Annotated in this window: 17 protein-coding genes; all 17 read right to left on the minus strand. The window is 39.2% G+C overall.

Annotated features, from left to right (window positions below; all coding sequences use genetic code 11):
* Window positions 1-121: 121 nt before the first annotated feature.
* Window positions 122-2,236 carry a polyribonucleotide nucleotidyltransferase gene (gene pnp, locus ACM5BR_RS06540; protein ID WP_416826837.1) on the minus strand — a complete coding sequence of 705 codons (2,115 nt, stop codon included), beginning with the start codon at window positions 2,234-2,236 and terminating at the stop codon, window positions 122-124.
* A gap of 163 nt (window positions 2,237-2,399) precedes the next feature.
* Entirely contained in the window at window positions 2,400-2,669 is a 270-nt protein-coding gene (rpsO, locus tag ACM5BR_RS06545) for a 30S ribosomal protein S15 (protein ID WP_416826838.1), read from the minus strand.
* A gap of 129 nt (window positions 2,670-2,798) precedes the next feature.
* On the minus strand, window positions 2,799-3,740 hold the full coding sequence (gene ribF / locus ACM5BR_RS06550) for a bifunctional riboflavin kinase/FAD synthetase (RefSeq protein ID WP_416826839.1): 942 nt from the start codon (window positions 3,738-3,740) through the stop codon (window positions 2,799-2,801).
* A 122-nt stretch (window positions 3,741-3,862) separates the two neighbouring features.
* Complete coding sequence (gene truB / locus ACM5BR_RS06555; protein WP_416826840.1) at window positions 3,863-4,786, minus strand: tRNA pseudouridine(55) synthase TruB; 924 nt, start codon at window positions 4,784-4,786, stop codon at window positions 3,863-3,865.
* Between the two features lie 50 nt (window positions 4,787-4,836).
* Entirely contained in the window at window positions 4,837-5,193 is a 357-nt protein-coding gene (gene rbfA, locus ACM5BR_RS06560; protein ID WP_416826841.1) for a 30S ribosome-binding factor RbfA, read from the minus strand.
* Between the two features lie 99 nt (window positions 5,194-5,292).
* Complete coding sequence (gene infB, locus ACM5BR_RS06565; RefSeq protein WP_416826842.1) at window positions 5,293-7,389, minus strand: translation initiation factor IF-2; 2,097 nt, start codon at window positions 7,387-7,389, stop codon at window positions 5,293-5,295.
* Window positions 7,390-7,393: 4 nt separating this feature from the next.
* On the minus strand, window positions 7,394-7,705 hold the full coding sequence (locus ACM5BR_RS06570) for a YlxQ family RNA-binding protein (RefSeq protein WP_416826843.1): 312 nt from the start codon (window positions 7,703-7,705) through the stop codon (window positions 7,394-7,396).
* Window positions 7,702-7,968: an RNase P modulator RnpM gene (gene rnpM, locus ACM5BR_RS06575; RefSeq protein WP_416826844.1), complete on the minus strand. Its 267-nt coding sequence runs from the start codon at window positions 7,966-7,968 to the stop codon at window positions 7,702-7,704. The genes ACM5BR_RS06570 and rnpM overlap by 4 nt, the downstream gene beginning before the upstream one ends.
* Window positions 7,969-7,980: 12 nt before the next feature.
* Window positions 7,981-9,063 (minus strand): transcription termination factor NusA, encoded by a 1,083-nt coding sequence (nusA, locus tag ACM5BR_RS06580; protein ID WP_416826845.1) that lies wholly within the window; start codon window positions 9,061-9,063, stop codon window positions 7,981-7,983.
* Window positions 9,064-9,081: 18 nt separating this feature from the next.
* On the minus strand, window positions 9,082-9,552 hold the full coding sequence (rimP, locus tag ACM5BR_RS06585; protein WP_416826846.1) for a ribosome maturation factor RimP: 471 nt from the start codon (window positions 9,550-9,552) through the stop codon (window positions 9,082-9,084).
* A gap of 251 nt (window positions 9,553-9,803) precedes the next feature.
* Window positions 9,804-14,111, minus strand: a complete 4,308-nt coding sequence (locus ACM5BR_RS06590) for a PolC-type DNA polymerase III (protein ID WP_416826847.1) — start codon at window positions 14,109-14,111, stop codon at window positions 9,804-9,806.
* Between the two features lie 178 nt (window positions 14,112-14,289).
* The gene (locus tag ACM5BR_RS06595; RefSeq protein WP_416826848.1) at window positions 14,290-15,990 is read right to left on the minus strand and encodes a proline--tRNA ligase; all 1,701 of its coding nucleotides are present in this window, start codon (window positions 15,988-15,990) and stop codon (window positions 14,290-14,292) included.
* A gap of 57 nt (window positions 15,991-16,047) precedes the next feature.
* Complete coding sequence (rseP, locus tag ACM5BR_RS06600; protein WP_416826849.1) at window positions 16,048-17,301, minus strand: RIP metalloprotease RseP; 1,254 nt, start codon at window positions 17,299-17,301, stop codon at window positions 16,048-16,050.
* A gap of 16 nt (window positions 17,302-17,317) precedes the next feature.
* Window positions 17,318-18,460 (minus strand): 1-deoxy-D-xylulose-5-phosphate reductoisomerase, encoded by a 1,143-nt coding sequence (dxr, locus tag ACM5BR_RS06605; protein ID WP_416826850.1) that lies wholly within the window; start codon window positions 18,458-18,460, stop codon window positions 17,318-17,320.
* Between the two features lie 14 nt (window positions 18,461-18,474).
* Window positions 18,475-19,263, minus strand: a complete 789-nt coding sequence (locus ACM5BR_RS06610) for a phosphatidate cytidylyltransferase (RefSeq protein ID WP_416826851.1) — start codon at window positions 19,261-19,263, stop codon at window positions 18,475-18,477.
* An 18-nt stretch (window positions 19,264-19,281) separates the two neighbouring features.
* Complete coding sequence (locus tag ACM5BR_RS06615; protein WP_416826852.1) at window positions 19,282-20,052, minus strand: isoprenyl transferase; 771 nt, start codon at window positions 20,050-20,052, stop codon at window positions 19,282-19,284.
* Window positions 20,053-20,132: 80 nt separating this feature from the next.
* Window positions 20,133-20,690 (minus strand): ribosome recycling factor, encoded by a 558-nt coding sequence (frr, locus tag ACM5BR_RS06620; protein ID WP_416826853.1) that lies wholly within the window; start codon window positions 20,688-20,690, stop codon window positions 20,133-20,135.

Here is a 20,690-nt window from a genome sequence, read left to right on the forward strand (position 1 = left end):
GATTATCATTACATGATGCATTCTTTTCATGCCATTCCCTCCTCGTAACACAATATGTACAAGGTGTCATAGCTAGAACAAAAAAAGCAGGGAACATGTCCCTGCTTTTTTTAAGCCTTTATTAGTTTTTTGCTTCTTGTTCTTTCTTTTCCTTCAAAAGAACCTTTCGAGACAAGTTCACACGTCCTTGCTTGTCAATTTCAATGACTTTTACTTCAATTTCATCACCAATTGAAACGACATCTTCTACTTTACCAATACGTTCTTCTGCTAATTCAGAAATATGAACAAGGCCGTCTTTTCCACTGAACAGTTCAACGAATGCACCGAATTTTTCAATACGTTTTACTTTTCCAACGTATACTTCGCCAACTTCTACTTCTCGAACAATATCCTCAATGATTTTCTTAGCCTTTTTATTCATTTCTTCATTTGTAGAAGAAATGAATACTCTTCCATCTTGTTCAATATCTATTTTAACGCCAGTTTCTTCGATAATTTTGTTAATTTGCTTACCGCTTGGTCCAATGACATCACGGATTTTATCTGGATTAATGGACATCGTTAAAATCTTAGGTGCATAAGCTGATAAATACGTACGTGGTTCTTGAATCGTTGTAAGCATATGTCCTAAAATTTGCATACGGCCTTTTTTCGCTTGTTGCAATGCTTCTTTCAATATTTCACGAGAAAGCCCGTCAATTTTAATATCCATTTGCAGCGCTGTAACACCTTTTGCCGTACCTGCAACTTTAAAGTCCATATCACCAAGGTGGTCTTCCATCCCTTGAATATCGGTTAAAATTGTGTAATGTTCACCTGATTTAACAAGTCCCATGGCGATTCCAGCAACAGGCGCTTTAATCGGAACACCAGCGTCCATCATAGCAAGGGTGCTTCCGCAAATACTTGCTTGAGAAGTAGAACCATTTGATTCCAATACTTCTGATACAAGACGAACCGTATATGGAAATTCTTTCTCGGATGGGATGACTGGTTCTAATGCACGTTCTCCTAGAGCACCATGTCCGATTTCACGACGACCAGGACCTCTCATCGGTCCAGTTTCTCCAACGCTAAATTGCGGGAAGTTATAATGATGCATAAATCGCTTTGTTTCTTCAATACCGAGTCCGTCTAGAATTTGCACATCTCCAAGTGCACCTAATGTACAGATACTAAGCACTTGCGTTTGCCCACGTCGGAATAAACCAGATCCGTGCGTACGTGCAAGCTTCCCTACTTCGGAAGATAACGGACGGATTTCGTCAATTTTACGTCCATCAGGGCGGATTTTCTCAACCGTGATAAGACGGCGAACTTCTTCTTTGACAATTTTATGAAGAATTTCATTTGCCTTTCTTATCATGTCTTCGTCAATTTCTTCCGCTTGTAATTGTTCAATCACTCGTACATTTACTTCTTTAATTGCTTCATCGCGTGCATGTTTTTCATGTACTTGAATAGCTGCCTTCAAGTCTGTTTCTGCTAAATCACGAATATGCTTTTCAAAATCAGCATCAATCTCATATAATTCTACTTCACGTTTTTCTTTTCCAACAGCTCGAACAATTTCTTCTTGGAAGCTAATAATACGTTTAATTTCTTCATGACCAAACATAATAGCTTCTAGCATTACTTCTTCCGGTACTTCTTGTGCACCGGCTTCTACCATATTAATCGCATCTTTCGTACCTGCAACGGTTAGGTTGATATCGCTAAGTTCAGCTTGTTCTAATGTTGGATTAATAATAAACTCACCGTTTATGCGTCCTACAACCACGCCTGCGATAGGGCCCTCAAATGGGATATCTGAAACAGATAATGCCAATGAGGATCCAATCATCGCTGCAATTTCAGAAGAACAGTTTTGATCAACACTCATTACAATGCTTATGACTTGCACTTCATTTCGAAAGCCGTCTGCAAAAAGCGGACGAATTGGACGGTCAATTAAGCGGCTAGCTAAAATAGCTTTTTCGCTTGGACGTCCTTCACGTTTGATAAATCCACCTGGAATTTTACCAACTGCGTATAAGCGTTCTTCATAATTTACCGTTAATGGGAAAAAGTCTACATTTTTAGGCTCTTTGGAAGCAGTTGCTGTAGCGAGAACAGCAGTGTCACCGTAACGAACTAATACGGCACCATTTGCTTGTTTTGCGAGCTGCCCTGCTTCTACGACAAGCTCTCTCCCAGCTAAATCTATCGAAAAGACTTGCTTTTCTTGATCCATGAAAGTACCCCTCTCTATTCCTATATAAACAATCTTCTATGTAAAAGTAGAATATACGTCGATTATACCCTTCTCTAGTATTCCCGGAAAGATGAAAAGCTATGAAAAGAAAACATTATATTTTTTTCCTAATAAAAAAGCGGGAATAATCCCGCTTTTTTACCTATCGGCGTAAGCCGAGTCTGTTAATTAACTCACGGTAACGTGTAATGTCATTGTTACGAAGATAGTTCAATAAGTTACGACGTTTACCAACCATCTTCAAAAGACCACGACGTGAATGATGATCTTTCTTATGAACACGTAAATGTTCATTTAATGTATTAATCTGTTCCGTTAGGACAGCGATTTGAACTTCAGGAGAACCAGTATCAGTTTCATGAGTTCTAAATTGAGCAATAATCTCATTTTTACGTTCTTGTGCGATAGCCATCCTATTCACCTCCTTTATGTCAATCCCCTGTTTCCTAGCAAGCGTTGGTGAATCGCAATGCCAAGAAAAGGTTGTATGAAAGTACGTATTATAGAATACTACGTATTTCAATGAAAAGCAAGTAAGTTCTTACTGTTCTTTAAAATATTCTAAGGCCGTTTGTTTATCCTTTGCAATTTGAGCTACAAGTTCTTCCACACCGTTAAACTTTTTCTCAGAGCGAATCCGAAAACGCCATTCAATTTCAACCTTTTCATCGTAAATGTCATCTTGAAAAGAAAGAAGGTGGACTTCAACTGTTAATGTTTTCTCGTTCTTTTTAAAAGTCGGCTTATAGCCAACATTGCACACACCATTATGCCAAACATCCTTTACTTTCATCCGTACAGCATACACACCTGTAGGAGGTAACATAAATTCAGACGCCACTTCAACATTTGCCGTTGGAAAGCCAATTTGTCTTCCTCGTTTATCTCCATGTACCACTGTACCTTCTACCCGATACCATCTCCCTAGGATTGTAGGGATATTATCCATTTCTCCTTGTTGTATAAGCTTACGTAATAAAGTAGAACTCACTTTTTCCTCATGAAACTCAACTTTTTCAATCACAGTATGTGTAAACTCCCCTCTGGAATGAAATGGCATGGTCTCCATCGTGCCCTTTCCGAGACGACCATACGTATAATCAAATCCAGCAACAACATGTTTAATATGTAAGCCAATTACATATTCATCAATAAACTGCTGCGGCAAGAGCGCAGCAAATGTCTTGTCAAATTTTACAACATACATTATGTCTATACCCATCTCTGCAAGCATTTTTTCCTTTATAGATAGGGGTGTAATCAATTCGACATGTGCTTTACTTTTACCTAGCACAACGGATGGATGCGGATAGAACGTCATAACAGCACTCTTATAACCTAGCTGATCTGCTATCCTCTTAGCCGTCATAATTACCTTTTGATGCCCAACATGAATGCCATCAAAGTACCCTAATGCCATAACGGTAGGCTCTAAATCAAGGAGTTCCGTATTTGCAGGATGAGTCAAATGAATTACCTTCACACGCAGGATCCACCTTTACTAATAGTACAGCTACTTCAATGGAAAAACTCCATATTGCCGCCAAATGTAACGAATTATTATTTCATTCTACTAGAATTCCATACAAACGTATCTATTGCTCATTATATCTGTAATTCTTGATTGTTCACAAGAACTTTTAACGGCTTTAACATGTCTGGCTTCTGAGGATGCTGTTCATAGATTGCTAAGCATCTGCCCGCTTTGTCAAAAACGAGGGAATACCCATTATATTCTGGCATCGTATTTGGAAGAAATGCTCCATTCATTACCTTCTCTGCTTGTTCTTCGTGAACAATGATTTTTGGAAAACCCGGTAGCGATTGTTCGATACTATATAAAATATCTTGTACTGTATTAGTCTGCACCTTTTCTTCCAATTGTTCAAATGTTACGCACTGAGGCAACGTAAACGAACCAGATGCAGTACGCTTTAAAACAGACATATGAGATGGATAGCCAAGTCTCTCTCCAATCATGACAGCCAAAGTTCTTACATATGTACCTTTACTGCATGTTACGCGAAATGAAAATGAAGGGGTAGGTCCCGTCAGTTCTCTAAAATCATCTAACAAAACAAATTCATGAATTGTAACTTCTCGCACAGGGCGATCAACCTCTACCCCTGCACGTGCATATTCATATAATTTCTTGCCATTCACTTTTACAGCAGAATACATTGGTGGTACCATCTTCATTGTGCCTGTGAGAGAAGCTAACACCTCGTTCACTTCTTCTCGTGAAATCGTACGTGAAACATCTTCTTGTTGCACCACATCTCCAGAAGCATCCTCTGTTGTTGTAGAGTATCCGAGTGTTACTTCACCTTCATACGTTTTCGTATCACTCGTTATAAATTGAGCAATTTTCGTAGCACGTCCAATACAAATTGGAAGAACACCTGTTACATCTGGATCTAATGTTCCTGTATGTCCTACACGTTTCTCCTTTAGAAGCTTTCTCACTTTAAACACACAATCATGAGACGTCAGCCCTTTTGGCTTATTAAGCAATAGAACTCCATTCATCTTTCCACCTCATCTGGTTATAGAAAAAATGGATAGACAGTGTCTATCCATTATTCTTCAATCTTATCTTGTTTGTTTAAATCAATCAGCAACTTTTCAATACGGTTGCCGTAGCTAATGGATTCATCAAATTCAAAGGTAATTTCAGGTGTTTTTCGCAAACGGATACGCTGTCCGATTTCTGAGCGGATAAATCCCGTCGCTTTTGCCAAACCCTTCAATGTGTTCTGTTTTTGTTCTTCATCACCTAAAACAGAAATATATACTTTTGCGAGTTGTAAATCACCACTCACCTGTACGTCTGTTACAGTGACAAAACCAATGCGGGGATCCTTAATTTTGCGACCAATAATATCGCTCATTTCTTTTTTCATCTGTTCTCCCACGCGATTCGCACGTAGCTTCATACTATCACCTCGCCTGTGTACCACTCTCTTATCGGAATATAGACAAGAGTAGACTCATCAGAATCATTCGTGATTCAGTTCTTCCCTGTTACAACAACATTATTTACGTTCAATCTCTTGCATAACAAACGCTTCGATGATGTCGCCTTCTTTAATATCGTTATATTTCTCGATAGTAAGACCACATTCGTAGTTTTGCGCAACTTCCTTCACATCATCCTTGAAACGCTTCAATGTGTCAAGTTGTCCTTCATAAATCACAATACCATCACGAATAACACGTACGCTACTATCACGAGTAATTTTACCTTCTGTTACGTAGCAGCCTGCGATGGATCCTACTTTCGATACTTTAAATACCTGGCGTATTTCTGCTTGTCCGATAATCTTTTCTTCATATTCTGGATCAAGCATACCCTTCATAGCCGATTCAATTTCCTCAATAGCGTTATAAATGATGCGGTGCAGACGAACATCCACATTTTCCGTTTCTGCCGTACGCTTTGCGTTTACATCAGGTCGAACATTAAAGCCAATAACGATTGCATTAGATGCAGATGCAAGAATGATATCAGATTCTGTAATCGCACCTACTCCGGTATGAATAATTTTTACCTTCACGCCTTCGACTTCTATTTTTTGCAACGATCCAGCAAGTGCTTCAACAGATCCTTGTACATCCGCTTTTACAATCAAATTAATTTCTTTCATTTCATTTTCTTGTATTTGCTGGAATAAATCTTCTAAGCTTACCTTGGCTTTACTACCACGTTGTTCCATTAAAGCTCGTTGTGCCCTTTCTTCCCCAACCTGACGAGCTTTCTTCTCATCAGAGAACACGATAAAACGATCGCCCGCTTGTGGTACTTCATTTAAGCCTGTAATTTCAACAGGAGTAGATGGACCTGCTTCTTTTACACGTCGGCCGATATCATTTACCATAGCACGTACACGACCGAATGAAGTTCCGACAACAATTGGATCCCCAACGCGAAGTGTTCCGTTTTGAACAAGTAAAGTAGCGATAGGACCTTTTCCTTTATCAAGCTTCGCTTCGATTACGGTTCCAATTGCTAAACGATTTGGATTTGCCTTCCATTCTTCTACTTCTCCTACAAGTAGAATCATTTCTAACAATTCGTCGATTCCATTCCCTGTACGAGCAGAAAGCTGTACGAAAATAGTATCGCCACCCCAAGCTTCTGAGACCAAACCATATTCTGTTAATTCTTGCATAACACGATCCGGATTTGCCTCCGGTTTATCCATTTTATTGACTGCCACAATAATCGGTACTTCTGCAGCCTTTGCGTGGTTAATAGCTTCAATGGTTTGTGGCATTACCCCATCATCAGCTGCGACAACCAGAATGGTAATATCTGTTACGAGTGCACCGCGAGCACGCATCGTCGTAAATGCAGCATGTCCTGGTGTATCTAAAAATGTAATTTTCTTACCATGAACTTCTACTTGATATGCACCGATATGTTGCGTAATACCACCTGCTTCGCCTTCCGTTACCTTGGAATGACGTATGCTATCAAGGAGTGTTGTTTTCCCATGGTCAACGTGCCCCATAATCGTCACAACAGATGGACGCTCCACAAGATTTTCTTCTTCATCTGGTTCATCGATAAAGGTTTCGAAATTTGTTTCATCAAAAACAACGGTTTCTTCTACTTCTATACCGTATTCACCTGCAATTAATTCGATTGTATCTTTATCTAAATCTTGGTTAATCGTTGCCATAATTCCAAGTAAGAAAAGTTTCTTAATAATTTCAGAAGGTTCTTTTCCTAATTCTTTCGCTAGTTCTCCTACCGTAAGTGAACCAGTGAACGTAATTTTATCCGGTACATCTACTGTAGTATTTGTTTTACGTCCCATTTGAGAAGTAGCATAACGATCAAGACGTGTATCAGATGATTTTCTGTCTTTTTCTTTTTTCTTTTTCTTGTTGCTGTTTTTCTTAGCAGTCCGGACTACTTCTGCATTTTCAGCTTCATCAAACTCTTCTACGATAGAAGATTTTTTGACATCCTTGTTATATTGTTTATCTAATTGATTTACTACTTCTTCATCTAACATTGCCATATGATTAGAAACCTCAATATTCATTTCTTTTAGTTTTATAATAATATCCTTCGTGGATACGTTTTGCTGTTTGGCATATTCATACAATCGAATTTTAGCCATACTTTCACCCCCGATATGTTGTATCGAGCATGCTTAGCAACTTTTTCGCAAAGCCCTCATCCAGAACCGCAACAACTACTCGCTCATCTCTCCCGATTGCATGCCCTAATATGTACCGGGATTCGACTGTTTTGAGTGGTACTTTATAGTAGTTCGTCTTGTCCGTGATGCGTTTTGTCGTGTTTGCTGATGCATCCTTTGCGAGCAATATTAGCTTTGCTTTGCCGCTTCGAACTTCCTTTAAAACGAGTTCCTCACCCGATATCACCTTACGTGCACGATTAGCTAATCCTAAGAATGATTCCCAATTGCTCATTTGGCATTTACCAATTCGAGCAATTGATCATATAAAGAAGGATCAACCTTAGCCTTTAGGCTATTTTCAAGGACACTTTTCTTCCTAGCAAGAAGAATCACTTCTTTATCTTTTGATAAATAAGCTCCTCGGCCTGATTTCTTACCCGTTTCATCAATAAATACTTCGCCATCTTTTGAACGAACGATACGAATGAGTTCACGTTTTGGTTTCATTTCTTGCGTTACAATACACTTGCGTAAAGGAACCTTTTTGATGCTCACAGTATCTCACCTCTATTCAAGAGAAGAATCTATATCGTCAGCCTCGTCTAATAAACCGGCCTTCTTCGCGTCTGTTTCACTCTTAATATCAATCTTCCAGCCAGTGAGTTTAGCCGCTAGACGAGCATTTTGACCACGTTTACCAATTGCTAATGACAATTGATGATCTGGAACGATAACTGTCGTAGCTTTTTCTTCTTCATTTACAATAACCTTTACTACTTGAGAAGGACTTAAAGCATTTGCAACATATTCCACAGGGTCATTGGACCAGCGAACAATATCAATCTTTTCACCTTTAAGCTCATTTACAATACGTTGTACACGCTGTCCTTTTGGTCCTACACAAGAACCAACCGGATCCACATTCAAGTTATCAGAATGAACGGAAATTTTTGAACGGTCGCCTGCTTCACGTGCTACGGAACGAATTTCAACCGTTCCATCATAAATTTCAGGAACCTCTAACTCAAACAATCGTTTCAAAAGTCCAGGATGTGTTCTTGAAACAAAAATTTGTGGTCCTTTCGTCGTCTTTTCTACTTTCGTTAAGAAGACGCGAATTCGCTCGTGCGGCTTGTATTGCTCATTAGGCATTTGTTCATTCAGCGGAAGCAAAGCCTCAACTTTACCTAGACTTACATAAATGAAACGAGAATCTTGCCGTTGTACGATTCCGACCATAATATCTTCTTCACGATCGCTGAACTCAGAGTAAATTACGCCTCGTTCTGCTTCACGTACACGCTGAGTTACGACTTGCTTTGCTGTTTGTGCAGCTATACGGCCAAAGTCTTTCGGTGTAACTTCAAGCTCTACAATATCACCAATTTGAAAATTCGAATTGATATGGTGTGCTTCATCGATAGAAAGCTCCAAACGTGGATCAAAGACGCTTTCAACCACTTCTTTTCGTGCAAATACTTGGATGGTACCTACATCTTGATTTAAGCTTACTCTTACATTTTGTGCTTGATTAAAATTTCGTTTATAAGCAGAAATAAGAGCAGCTTCTATCGCATCAATAATAACTTCTTTTCCTATTCCTTTTTCTTTTTCTAAAACGAGCAATGCATCTAAGAATTCAGTGCTCATGGAGATCCCCCTTCTAAACTAAAACGCAACGGCAAGACGTGCGCTTGCAACTTTACTCATTGGAATTTGTACTTCTTTTTTGCGTGTTTTTATCATAATAGCTATTGTAACTGTTTCTCCGTTATAGGATAGAAGTTTTCCTTCAAACAATTTTTCACCATCAATCGGTTCATAGGTTTTAATAGCTACTTGTTTCCCTATTGCCTTATGAAAATCCTGCTCTTTTTTTAGAGGACGTTCTGCACCTGGAGAAGAAACATCTAAAAAATAAAGGTGAGGAATTGGATCCTGCTTGTCTAACGCTTCACTCAAGCGTTCACTCACTGTACCGCAATCTTCGATATCAACACCAGTTTCAGAATCGATAAAAACACGTAAAAACCAATCCTTACCTTCTTTTACGTACTCTACATCAACTAGCTCTAGGTTCAATTCATCTATGATTGGCTGTGCTAATTCTTCTACTACTTCAGTCACTTTTTTACTCATGAAGTTCCTCCTCTCTACTATAAAAATGAGATAACAAAAGCCTCTGCAAGATACAGGTAAGGGCCTTTTGGTACTAAATAGTGTAGCGCTGATAGACAGTTTATATGTAGGCGAACGGCTCACTCACTTAAATAGTGGAATAAAATAGAGTAAAACGAAAGAGTGGGTTTCCCCACTCTTTTTTCACAAAATATACTGTCCGAGATTACCCTCAAGTATTGTAGCATATTATACTGCGATTTGCAAAGGTGTTAGAAGAGAGAGAGCTGATTCTGATCTGGCAATGACTCTAAGCATCCTTGACTATCCAAAGTAGCAATAATTGTTTTTGGAATTTTAGATCGTTGCTGTAAATCTTCTTTTGACAAAAATTCTCCTTCTAAGCGTGCCTTTACAATGTTCAATGCAGCATTCGTTCCAAGTCCATCAATAGCATTAAACGGTATAAGCAACGATTCTCCATCAATGATAAAATCCGTTGCACTCGAACGATATAAATCCACTTTCTTAAAGGTAAATCCGCGTTCACACATTTCCAATGTCATTTCAAGAACCGTAAGTAAGCTTTTTTCTTTCGGCGAGGCCTCTAATCCTTTTTGTACAATTTCATCAATTCTTGCCTGAATCGCAGTAGAGCCAATAACCATTGCTTCTACATCAAAATCATCTGCCCGTACTGTGAAATACGCAGCATAAAACAAAAGTGGAAAATGTACTTTAAAATAAGCAATACGTACTGCCATTAATACATATGCAGCAGCATGGGCCTTTGGAAACATGTATTTTATTTTTTTACAGGAATCGATATACCAACCAGGAACATTATTTTTTTTCATTTCCTCTTCCCATTCAGGCGGTACACCTTTCCCTTTACGAACGGATTCCATAATTTTAAAAGCGATAGAAGGCTCTAATCCTTGATATATTAAATACACCATAATATCATCACGACAACCGATTACATCGCTCAGTGAGCAAGTGCCATCGTAGATTAGTTCATTGGCGTTTCCTAACCATACATCCGTTCCATGGGATAGTCCAGAAATTTGTACAAGCTCGGAAAATGTCGTAGGCTTTGTTTCTTCAAGCATTTGCCGGACAAACTTTGTACCGAATTCCGGAATACCAAGCGTTCCTGTTTTACAATGGATTTGCTCTTCCGTAACTCCAATAGACTCTGTTGATGAATAAATTTTCATCACTTCTGGATCATCGGTTGGAATTGTTTTTGGATCGATTCCACTTAAATCTTGTAGCATACGAATCACAGTTGGATCATCGTGTCCGAGAATGTCTAGCTTTAAGACATTGTCATGAATAGAATGGAAATCAAAGTGTGTCGTTCTCCATTCTGCCGTTATATCATCAGCCGGGAATTGGATCGGTGTAAAATCAAAGATGTCCATATAATCAGGCACAACGATAATGCCCCCTGGATGCTGACCCGTCGTTCGTTTCACACCGGTACATCCCATTGCAAGCCGTTCGACCTCGGCATTTCGTATCGTAAGATTGTTATCATTCGCATATCCTTTTACATAGCCGAAAGCCGTCTTATCTGCAACGGTACCAATGGTTCCTGCACGATAAACATAATCTTCTCCGAATAATACTTTCGTATAATTATGGGCTCGAGGTTGATATTCACCGGAAAAGTTTAAATCAATATCCGGAACTTTGTCTCCTTTAAATCCTAAGAAGGTTTCAAACGGGATATCATGACCATCTTTTTTATACTTTGTTCCACACTTTGGACAATCCTTATCTGGTAAATCAAATCCAGAGCCAACAGAGCCATCATGGAAGAATTCCGAATTTTTGCAATTTGGACATATATAATGCGGCGGGAGTGCGTTCACTTCCGTAATTTCCATCATCGTTGCGACTAAGGAAGAACCTACTGAACCACGTGAACCTACCAGATAACCATCAACAAGTGATTTTTTTACTAGTTTGTGCGCAATAAGATAAATGACAGCAAATCCGTGCCCAATAATACTTTTCAATTCTTTCTCAAGACGCTTCTCCACAATTTCCGGTAGATTTTCTCCGTAAATGCTTCGTGCACGTTCATAGCTCATTTGACGCGTTTCTTCTTCCGCCCCTTCAATTCTTGGCGTATAAAGTTCGTCCTTCACTGGCTTTACTTCCCCAATCATATCCGCAACCACATGTGTATTCGTCACGACAACTTCTTTTGCGAGTTCCTCTCCTAGAAACGAAAATTCTTCTAGCATTTCATTGGTTGAACGAAAATAAACCGGCGGCAGTTTATGACGATTAAGGGGATTAGCCCCGCCCTGTGAATTGATTAAAATTTTCCGATAAATAGCATCTTCTGGATTCAAATAATGAACATTTCCGGTAGCGACAACTGGTTTATTTATTTTTTTCCCTAAGTTCACTAAATTGGTTAAAATCGTTTCTAATTGTCCTTGATTTTGCACAAGCTCCATTTCAAAAAGGTGCTTTAAAACGGACGGTGGCATCACTTCAATATAATCATAAAATTGTACAAGCTCTTCTACTTCTTCTGGTGCTTTTTGCATCATCGCCTCAAATATTTCACCTTTTTCACATGCTGTTCCTACGATTATCCCCTCTCGATATTTACGTAATACAGAACGTGGTAGCCGCGGAACACGATAGTAATATTTCAAATGTGATAAAGAAATAAGCTTATATAAATTTTTTAATCCATCTTGGCTTGTTGCAAGTAAGGTAATATGACTTGGTCTGCTACGCTTATAAGAATCGCCTTGCCCCATACTATTGTTAAGCTCATCATGATAAAGTATTTCTTTTGTAATCGTTTCTTTAATCATTTTAGCAAGCAGATAGCCTGTAGCTTCTGCATCATAAATCGCACGGTGATGCTGGACCAATTCAATCTCAAGTTTTTTACATAACGTATTTAATCTATGATTTTTCAATTCAGGATAAAGAAAACGTCCTAGCTCTAACGTATCAATGACAGGATTTGTTGGCTTTTTTAAGCCATATCGTTTTGCACCGACCTGCAAAAATCCCATATCAAATCTAGCATTATGAGCAACAAGTGTATGATCACCGCGCCACTCTTCAAATTCGCGCAACACTATATCTGCATCAGGTGCATCTTTTACCATATCATCGGTAATGCCAGTTAAATTAATGGTTGTTGCAGATAAAGGATGATGTGGATTAGCAAATCGCTCAAATCGATCAATCACTTCACCTTTATGAATTTTCACAGCTGCAAGTTCAATAATGGTATCGTATACCGCTGAGAGTCCCGTTGTTTCAAAGTCAAATACAACGTAGGTTTCATCTTCGAGTGTACGATGAACTTCGTTATATGCGATTGGTACACCATCATCTACAAGGTTTGCTTCTACCCCATAGATTACTTTTACACCAGCCTTCTGGCCAGCTGCATAAGCCTCTGGGAACGATTGAGCCACGGCATGGTCAGTTACAGCAATAGCGGGATGTCCCCACTTGCCAGCTTGGGCAACAAGCGCAGACACGGGGGTTACTGCATCCATTTGACTCATTGGCGTATGGAGATGGAGTTCAATCCGCTTTTCCCCTTCTGGAGCTGTGTCTTTACGAGTAGGAGCCTTTAACTCGTTCACATCATGAGCAATCATCACGAGATCACGTACAAACGTGTCATCTTGAAAAGAACCGCGAACCTTTACCCACATTCCTTTTTTCATTCTTTGGAACGCTGGAACGTCTTCTTTGTCCCTCGAGAACATCTTAACCATGATAGAGTCTGTATAATCGGTAATTTTAAAGGTTAATAACGTTCGTCCGCTGCGAAGTTCCTTTGTTTCAACGTTGAATATATATCCTTGAACGGTTTTTCGTTTTTCTTCTTCTTGAATTTCATGAAGAGGTGTAACCTCTTCCTCTTGCTTAATAACAAGCCCGATAATGAGCGGCTGATCGTTAGGAACAGATTCTCCCTGTTCTTTTTTCGTTAGCTCTTCCATCGCTTCCATTGCTTCCTGTACAATTTTGCGATCTTCTTGCTCTTTTTCTTCCTGAAATTTTTGAAACTCTTCGGTATTTTCCTCTATGACGGTTTCCAATTGAAACCGCGGAAAACCAATTATTTCATATTGGTCACAAACAGACTTTGTGAGATTTTTCTTTATGGTCATAGATTCCAATTCGTTTTTGACTGTAACGAATAATTTCAATCCTTGCATCGTTGGCGTCTGATTACGAATGTAAGCAAACATAGGTGAAATAGAAATCTTATTCGTACATACTGGCCAATAAGCTTGCACATCTTCCTGCGTATACTGCAAATCATGCGCTTCTATTCGAAACGAAACGTCTGCAATATGAGAAAAAGAAGCGAAAAGCTGTCTTTCTAGTAACTCATATACGTTTGCTGGTAATAAAGATGGAATGGAAAAGTAAAAGCACCAGCTTTTCTGTGTCTTGTCGACAACCAGCTTTTGCAGACTGCCGCCTTGTAAATAAGTCTTCACTAGGTTTTCAGGAAGCCCAAGCTGTTCTAGCAGTATATGAAAACGCTCCTGCTGTTCTTTCGTAATTGTCACGACATATAATCCTCCCTTCAAACAAGACCCGCATTCAATCACGTTGCCCGTTAATAGAAGAAGGTGACTGAAAAAGGAAAAAGGATTCCCTTTTGCGTCACCTCATGAAATGACCATGATCCTTGTGAATGACACGTATTGCCACGTATTGCCATTCTACTAATGGTCAACCTTACTTTTATTTTAATATAGATGCGATATAAGTGGATAGTTCTTTCATCGGTATTTCGATCAATTCATTTGTTTGACGAGATTTTACTTCTACTATACCTTCTCCGATTTTCTTACCAACCGTCACACGAACAGGTATTCCAAACAAGTCTGCATCTGCAAATTTTACACCTGCACGTTCGCCGCGATCATCGAGTAGCACCTCATAGCCATGCTCTTGTAACATTTCATAGAGCTCTTCTGCTTTTTGACGTTGTTCATCCACTTTGATATTAGCTGGAATAATATGAACTTGAAATGGAGCAACAGCAACGGGCCACTGTAAGCCACGATCGTCATTAAATTGTTCTGCAATAGCAGCAAGCATACGAGAAACTCCTATACCGTAGCAGCCCATAATAATCGGCTGTGTTCTTCCTGTTTCATCTAAGTATGTGGCATTCATCGCTTCGCTATATCGTGTACCTAGCTTAAACACATGTCCAACTTCGATTCCTTTTGCGAATTGAATCGTTCCTTTACCATCAGGAGATGGGTCACCTACTTGAATAAAGCGTAAATCAGCATATTTCGTAACTGCAAAGTCACGTCCTGGATTTACATTCATATAGTGAACGCCTTCTTCATTAGCACCACAGCATCCATTTACAAGTGCTTCGATTGCGAAGTCCGCAATAATTTCAACATCTTTTGGCGCACCGATTGGTCCAAGAGAGCCAACAGAACAATTCATTAGTTTCTTCACTTCTTCTTCATCAGCCAATTCTACAACAGAAGCTCCGTAAATATTTTTTAATTTTACATCATTCACTTCATGATCGCCGCGAACAAGAGCAAGAACAAGCTTATCATCAACTTTAAATACGAGTGTTTTAAAGCAATGCTTCTCATCAATCCCTAGATATTCAGACACCTGCGTAATCGTTTTTTGATTTGGTGTGTCAACCTTTTCAAGTGGCTTCGCCTCTTCATTAGAATGCTCATAGGAAGCGACTACAGGCGCCATCTCAATGTTGGCTGCATAATTCGATTCATTAGAATACGCAATTGTATCTTCTCCGATTTCGGATAGAACCATAAACTCATGCGTATCCTTACCACCCATAGCACCAGAATCAGCGATAACCGCACGGAAGTTTAATCCACAACGACTGAAAATGTTACTGTAGGCTGTAAAAATATGATTATATACTTCATCCAGACTTTCCTGTGATGCATGAAAAGAATAAGCATCTTTCATTAAAAATTCTCTTCCACGTAACAAACCAAAGCGTGGTCGTTTCTCATCACGAAATTTCGTTTGAATTTGATATAGAGTTAGCGGGAGTTTTTTATAAGATTTGACTTCATCACGAAGAAGAGCTGTAATCATTTCCTCATGAGTTGCACCTAACGCAAATTCACGATCATTACGGTCTCTTAAACGCATAAGTTCAGGACCATAGGAATACCATCTTCCTGATTCTTGCCAAAATTCTGCTGCTTGCAGCGCTGGCATAAGCAGTTCAATTGCCCCTGCCTGTTCCATTTCTTCGCGGATAATGCGTTCGATTTTATGTAATACTTTCAATCCAAGTGGTAAAAAGGTATACACACCGGAGGCATTTTGCCGAACGAAGCCAGCACGTAAAAGGAGCTGATGGCTTTTTACATCTGCATCTGCAGGTACTTCACGCAATGTAGGACTAAACATTAAACTCTGTTTCATTTGTTACCACCTCTTTAGTATTAAGCCGCGCAACAACATGCACGGCTTGTTCATTCATTATAGAAAGAATTTTTTAATATCGTTCCAAGTAACGACGAGCATCAAAAGCATTAATAGCGCAAATCCAATAAAATGAACCAATCCTTCTTTTTGTCGATCAACAGGCTTCCCACGTAGGAATTCGACTAGGAAAAACATGAGGCGGCCACCATCTAAAGCAGGTATTGGTAATAAATTGAAAATCCCAAGATTAATACTTAGAGCTGCTGTTAAGCCTAGCAGGTTAATAACTCCAGATGCAGCTACTTTACCAGTTAAATTGTAAATTCCAACAGGACCAGATAATGCGTTGATAGAAAAATGTCCAGTCACAAGCTGCACAAGTGAATCAAAAATCAGCTTTGTCCACTTATATGTTTGCTCAAAGCCGAGTTGTAGGCTACCAAGCAATGATTTTTCAACGGGTGGATATACACCGAGTCTTCCGATTTGTTGGTTACCTTCCTTTTCAGCTGTCGGTGTTACTTTAATTGTAATAGGTTGGTTGTTCCGTTGTATCTTCATATTCAACTCAGTTGAAGGACTTTTACGAATGCTATTCGTAACATCCGACCAAGTTGTCATTTGCGTTCCGTTAATAGATGAAATCACATCGCCTTGCTGAAGCCCAGCTTTCAATCCAGCTCCGTCTGGAACCAGCTGACCGATAATAGGTTTGTCAACAGGAATACCTTGTACAAGCCCAATGATAACAAATAGTAAAAACGCTAAAACGAAGTTCATAGCAGGACCTGCAAAAATAGTGAGTGCACGTTTACCTAATGATTTAGCTGCGAACTGACGATCATAAGGTGCAATTTGCATCTCATCTCCCGCTGTAATATAAAACGCCTTCTCATGAACAGGGAAGATTTGCAATTCACTTTCATACTCTTCATATCCAGATATAGTAAGAGCATGTTCTAAATCGGCTTGTTCCACCTCAATTACTTTCGCAGCGGGATACTTTTCAAGGTTGTCCAAAACTATTTTCGTAACTAAGTTATTTTCCATTACAAGTGCAACTTTCGTACCTGGCTTTAATTCTATGGTTTCTTGATCTTCGCCAGCCATACGAACATAGCCACCAAGTGGAAGCAAACGAATCGTATACTTCGTTTCATTTTTCATAAAAGAAAACAACTTTGGTCCAAATCCAATTGCAAATTCACGGCATAAAATACCGGAACGTTTTGCAACGAATAAATGACCTAGTTCATGGAAAAAGACGAGTGCACCGAAGACTAAAATAAAGGCAATCGCTGTATTCATTCCATAACCACCTTTTTTAAATTTGGTCCATCACAAACCTTCTAGTTGCTTGATCAATTTCCCGAATTTCTTCTAGGCATGGATGCTTCACTACACTGTGACGGAGCATCGCTTTCTCAATTAAATCTTCAATTGCTAAAAAGCGAATACGTTTTTGAAGAAAAGCAGCAACCGCAACTTCATTTGCAGCATTCATAACCGTTGGTAAACTACCGCCTGTTTTACCTGCTTCAAAAGCAAAACCTAGAGAACGAAATCTCTGTAAATCCATTTTACTAAAATGAAGCGTCCCTAATTCCCAAAGTTGTAGCTGCTTTGTTGCGGGAAGAGCAAGCCGATCTGGATGTGTGAGCGCATATTGAATCGGAACTCTCATATCTGGCGAACCAAGCTGAGCAATCACACTTCGATCACAGAATTCTACCATAGAATGAATGATGCTCTCTTTATGAAGAAGTACATCAATCTGCTCATAAGGAACTTGAAACAACCAATAGGCTTCAATTACTTCTAATCCCTTGTTCATCATTGTAGCAGAATCAATGGTTACTTTCGAACCCATCGACCAGTTTGGATGCTTTAGAGCATCTTCTACCGTAACATTAGCAAGCTCTTCGCGTGATTTATCTCGAAAGCTTCCCCCAGAAGCAGTCAAAATTAGCCTAGAAATCCGCTCCGGACGTTCTCCCTGTAAGCATTGAAAAATAGCAGAATGTTCACTATCAACAGGAAGTAAAGACACACCGTTTTTTTCAGCTGCTTCAGTAATAATATGCCCAGCTGTAACGAGAGTCTCTTTATTAGCAATAGCAATCGTTTTCTTCGCTTCAATGGCCCGAAGAGTAGGCAATAGTCCAACGCTACCTACTACAGCAGTTAAAACCACATCTGCTTCCTGATCAAGAGCAACTGCTAACAATCCTTCTTCACCATATACAATTTTCGTATGTTTAGCGGATAATTGCAACCGCTCTGCATCTTCTTTATGTTGAACCGATACGATATTCGGAGAAAATTCCTCTATCATTTTTGCAGCAAATTCAATGTTTTGACCAACCGAAAAAGCAACAAGCTTAAACTGTTCAGGATGCGTGCGAATCACATCAATCGTTTGCGTTCCAATGGAACCGCTCGCCCCTAAAAGACTAATTTTTTTCATAGATTTCGCTCTCCTTACACAAAGTGCAGAAAATGTAAAAGTGGCAGAACGAACAATAGGCTATCGAATCGATCTAAAATCCCTCCATGGCCTGGTAAAATATAACCAGAATCCTTCACACCATAATGGCGTTTGAATGCAGATTCCACAAGATCTCCAATTTGTCCAAAAATCGCCACTAATACCGTAACAGCTATTAGATAGACAATATTTTCGCTTACTGGTTGGAACATATTATATACTAATCCAACGGCAACAGCACAAAAAATGCCTCCTATCGCACCTTCTACCGTTTTATTTGGACTAATTTCCGGCCAAAGTTTTCTCTTGCCAAAAGCGCGCCCAATAAAATAAGCTCCTGAATCTGTTGACCAAATCACAAACAGCGTATAAAACAAATATCGTAATCCTTCTATTCTTGTTTGACGTAAGTAATAAAACCCCATCCCTATATAAAGCGTCGCAAAAAGCAAGAAAGCAGCATCATCAATGGTAAACGTATTCTTCGATAGCACAGTATATGATAAGAGAAGCATCACAATGACAAAGGTCAATTCAACTTTAGATAATCCAATTGGACCGAACGTATAAGCCAAATTACTAGAAACTAATAGTAAGCTTAACAATATTCCTACCAGTAGAGTTGGTATAAAAAAGATCGGGCTCTTCTTCATATGTATGAGCTCGTAGAGTCCAATATATGCAAGAAAATAAACTAAAACGGTGAAAGGGACTCCACCGTAGAAAGCAATCGGAATAAATAATGCAGCCGCAATAACTGCTGTAATTACACGCTGTTTCACCAGTAACACCTCACTTTTTTATACGCCTCCAAATCTTCGTCCTCTCCTCTGGAAGTTTACAATAGCTTCTAGCAAGTGTTCCTCAGTAAAATCAGGCCAATAAATATCTGCAAACCAAAGCTCTGAATAGGCAATTTGCCAGAGCATAAAGTTGCTAATACGTATTTCTCCGCTCGTGCGAATTAAAAGATCTGGGTCTGGTAGACTCTTGGTCATCAAATACTCAGAAAACAATTCTTCAGTAATATCATCTACTTTTATTTTTCCTTCGTTACTATCTCTAACCAATTTTTTCATTCCATAAACCATTTCATCGCGACTACCGTAGTTCAAAGCAAAGTTTAAGATGAGACCTGTATTTTGTTTTGTTGCTTCTATTGCTTTTTCAACTGCTTTGCGTGTATGTTCTGGAAGTCTCTCAAACTGCCCCATCACACGAACTTGCACATTTTCTTCAATGAGTTCTGGTAAAAACGTTCCTAGAAATTCTTGTGGAAGCTTCATAATATATTCGACTTCCTGTTGTGGACGCTTCCAGTTCTCCGTTGAAAATGCGTACAACGTTAATACTTGTACACCGAGTTCACTCGCAGCCTTCGTTATTTTACGAACAACCTTCATTCCTTCATGATGTCCAGCTATACGAGGCAATGCCCGTTTCTTAGCCCATCTTCCATTTCCATCCATAATAATTGCGATATGTTTTGGAATATAACCTTTTTTCACTTCTTGCTTGAGCTGGTCAAACGATGAAGACTTATCTTTTCGAAAGAATAACTTTTTCAACATGTTCGAAACCCTCCACGAGCACAGGTATCCTTAAAAGTGTAAAAAGGCCCCCTTACACAGAGGGCCGTGCATCTAACGAACTAAACTTCAAGGATTTCTTTTTCTTTGATCTTTGTGATTTCATCAATCTTTGCGATATGTTTATCCGTTTCTTTTTGAATCGTATCAGTGTGTCCCCGTAACTCATCTTCCGTAATTTCGCCATTTTTCTCAAGCTTTTTCAAATCATCGTTTGCATCTCTACGTACATTACGTACAGCTACTTTTGCTTCTTCCGCATACTTCTTAACAACCTTCGCTAATTCGCGACGGCGTTCTTCTGTTAAAGCAGGGAACGCAATACGAATAATTGTACCATCATTCGATGGATTTACACCTAAATCAGACTTTAAAATAGCTCTTTCAATATCGGATAAAATGGACTTATCATACGGCTGAATAACGAGTAGTCGTGCTTCAGGTACTGTAATGTTTGCTAATTGATTAATTGGCGTTGGCGCACCATAGTATTCGACTGTTACATTTTCCAATAAGGAACTATTTGCACGCCCTGCACGAACTGTACCTAATTCACGCGAATAAGAAGAAATTGCTTTGTTCATTTTTTCTTTTGCAATGTTCAAAATCTCCTGAGCCAT

The sequence above is a fragment of the Ectobacillus polymachus genome (assembly GCF_048159605.1).
Classification (GTDB): domain Bacteria; phylum Bacillota; class Bacilli; order Bacillales; family Bacillaceae_G; genus Ectobacillus; species Ectobacillus polymachus.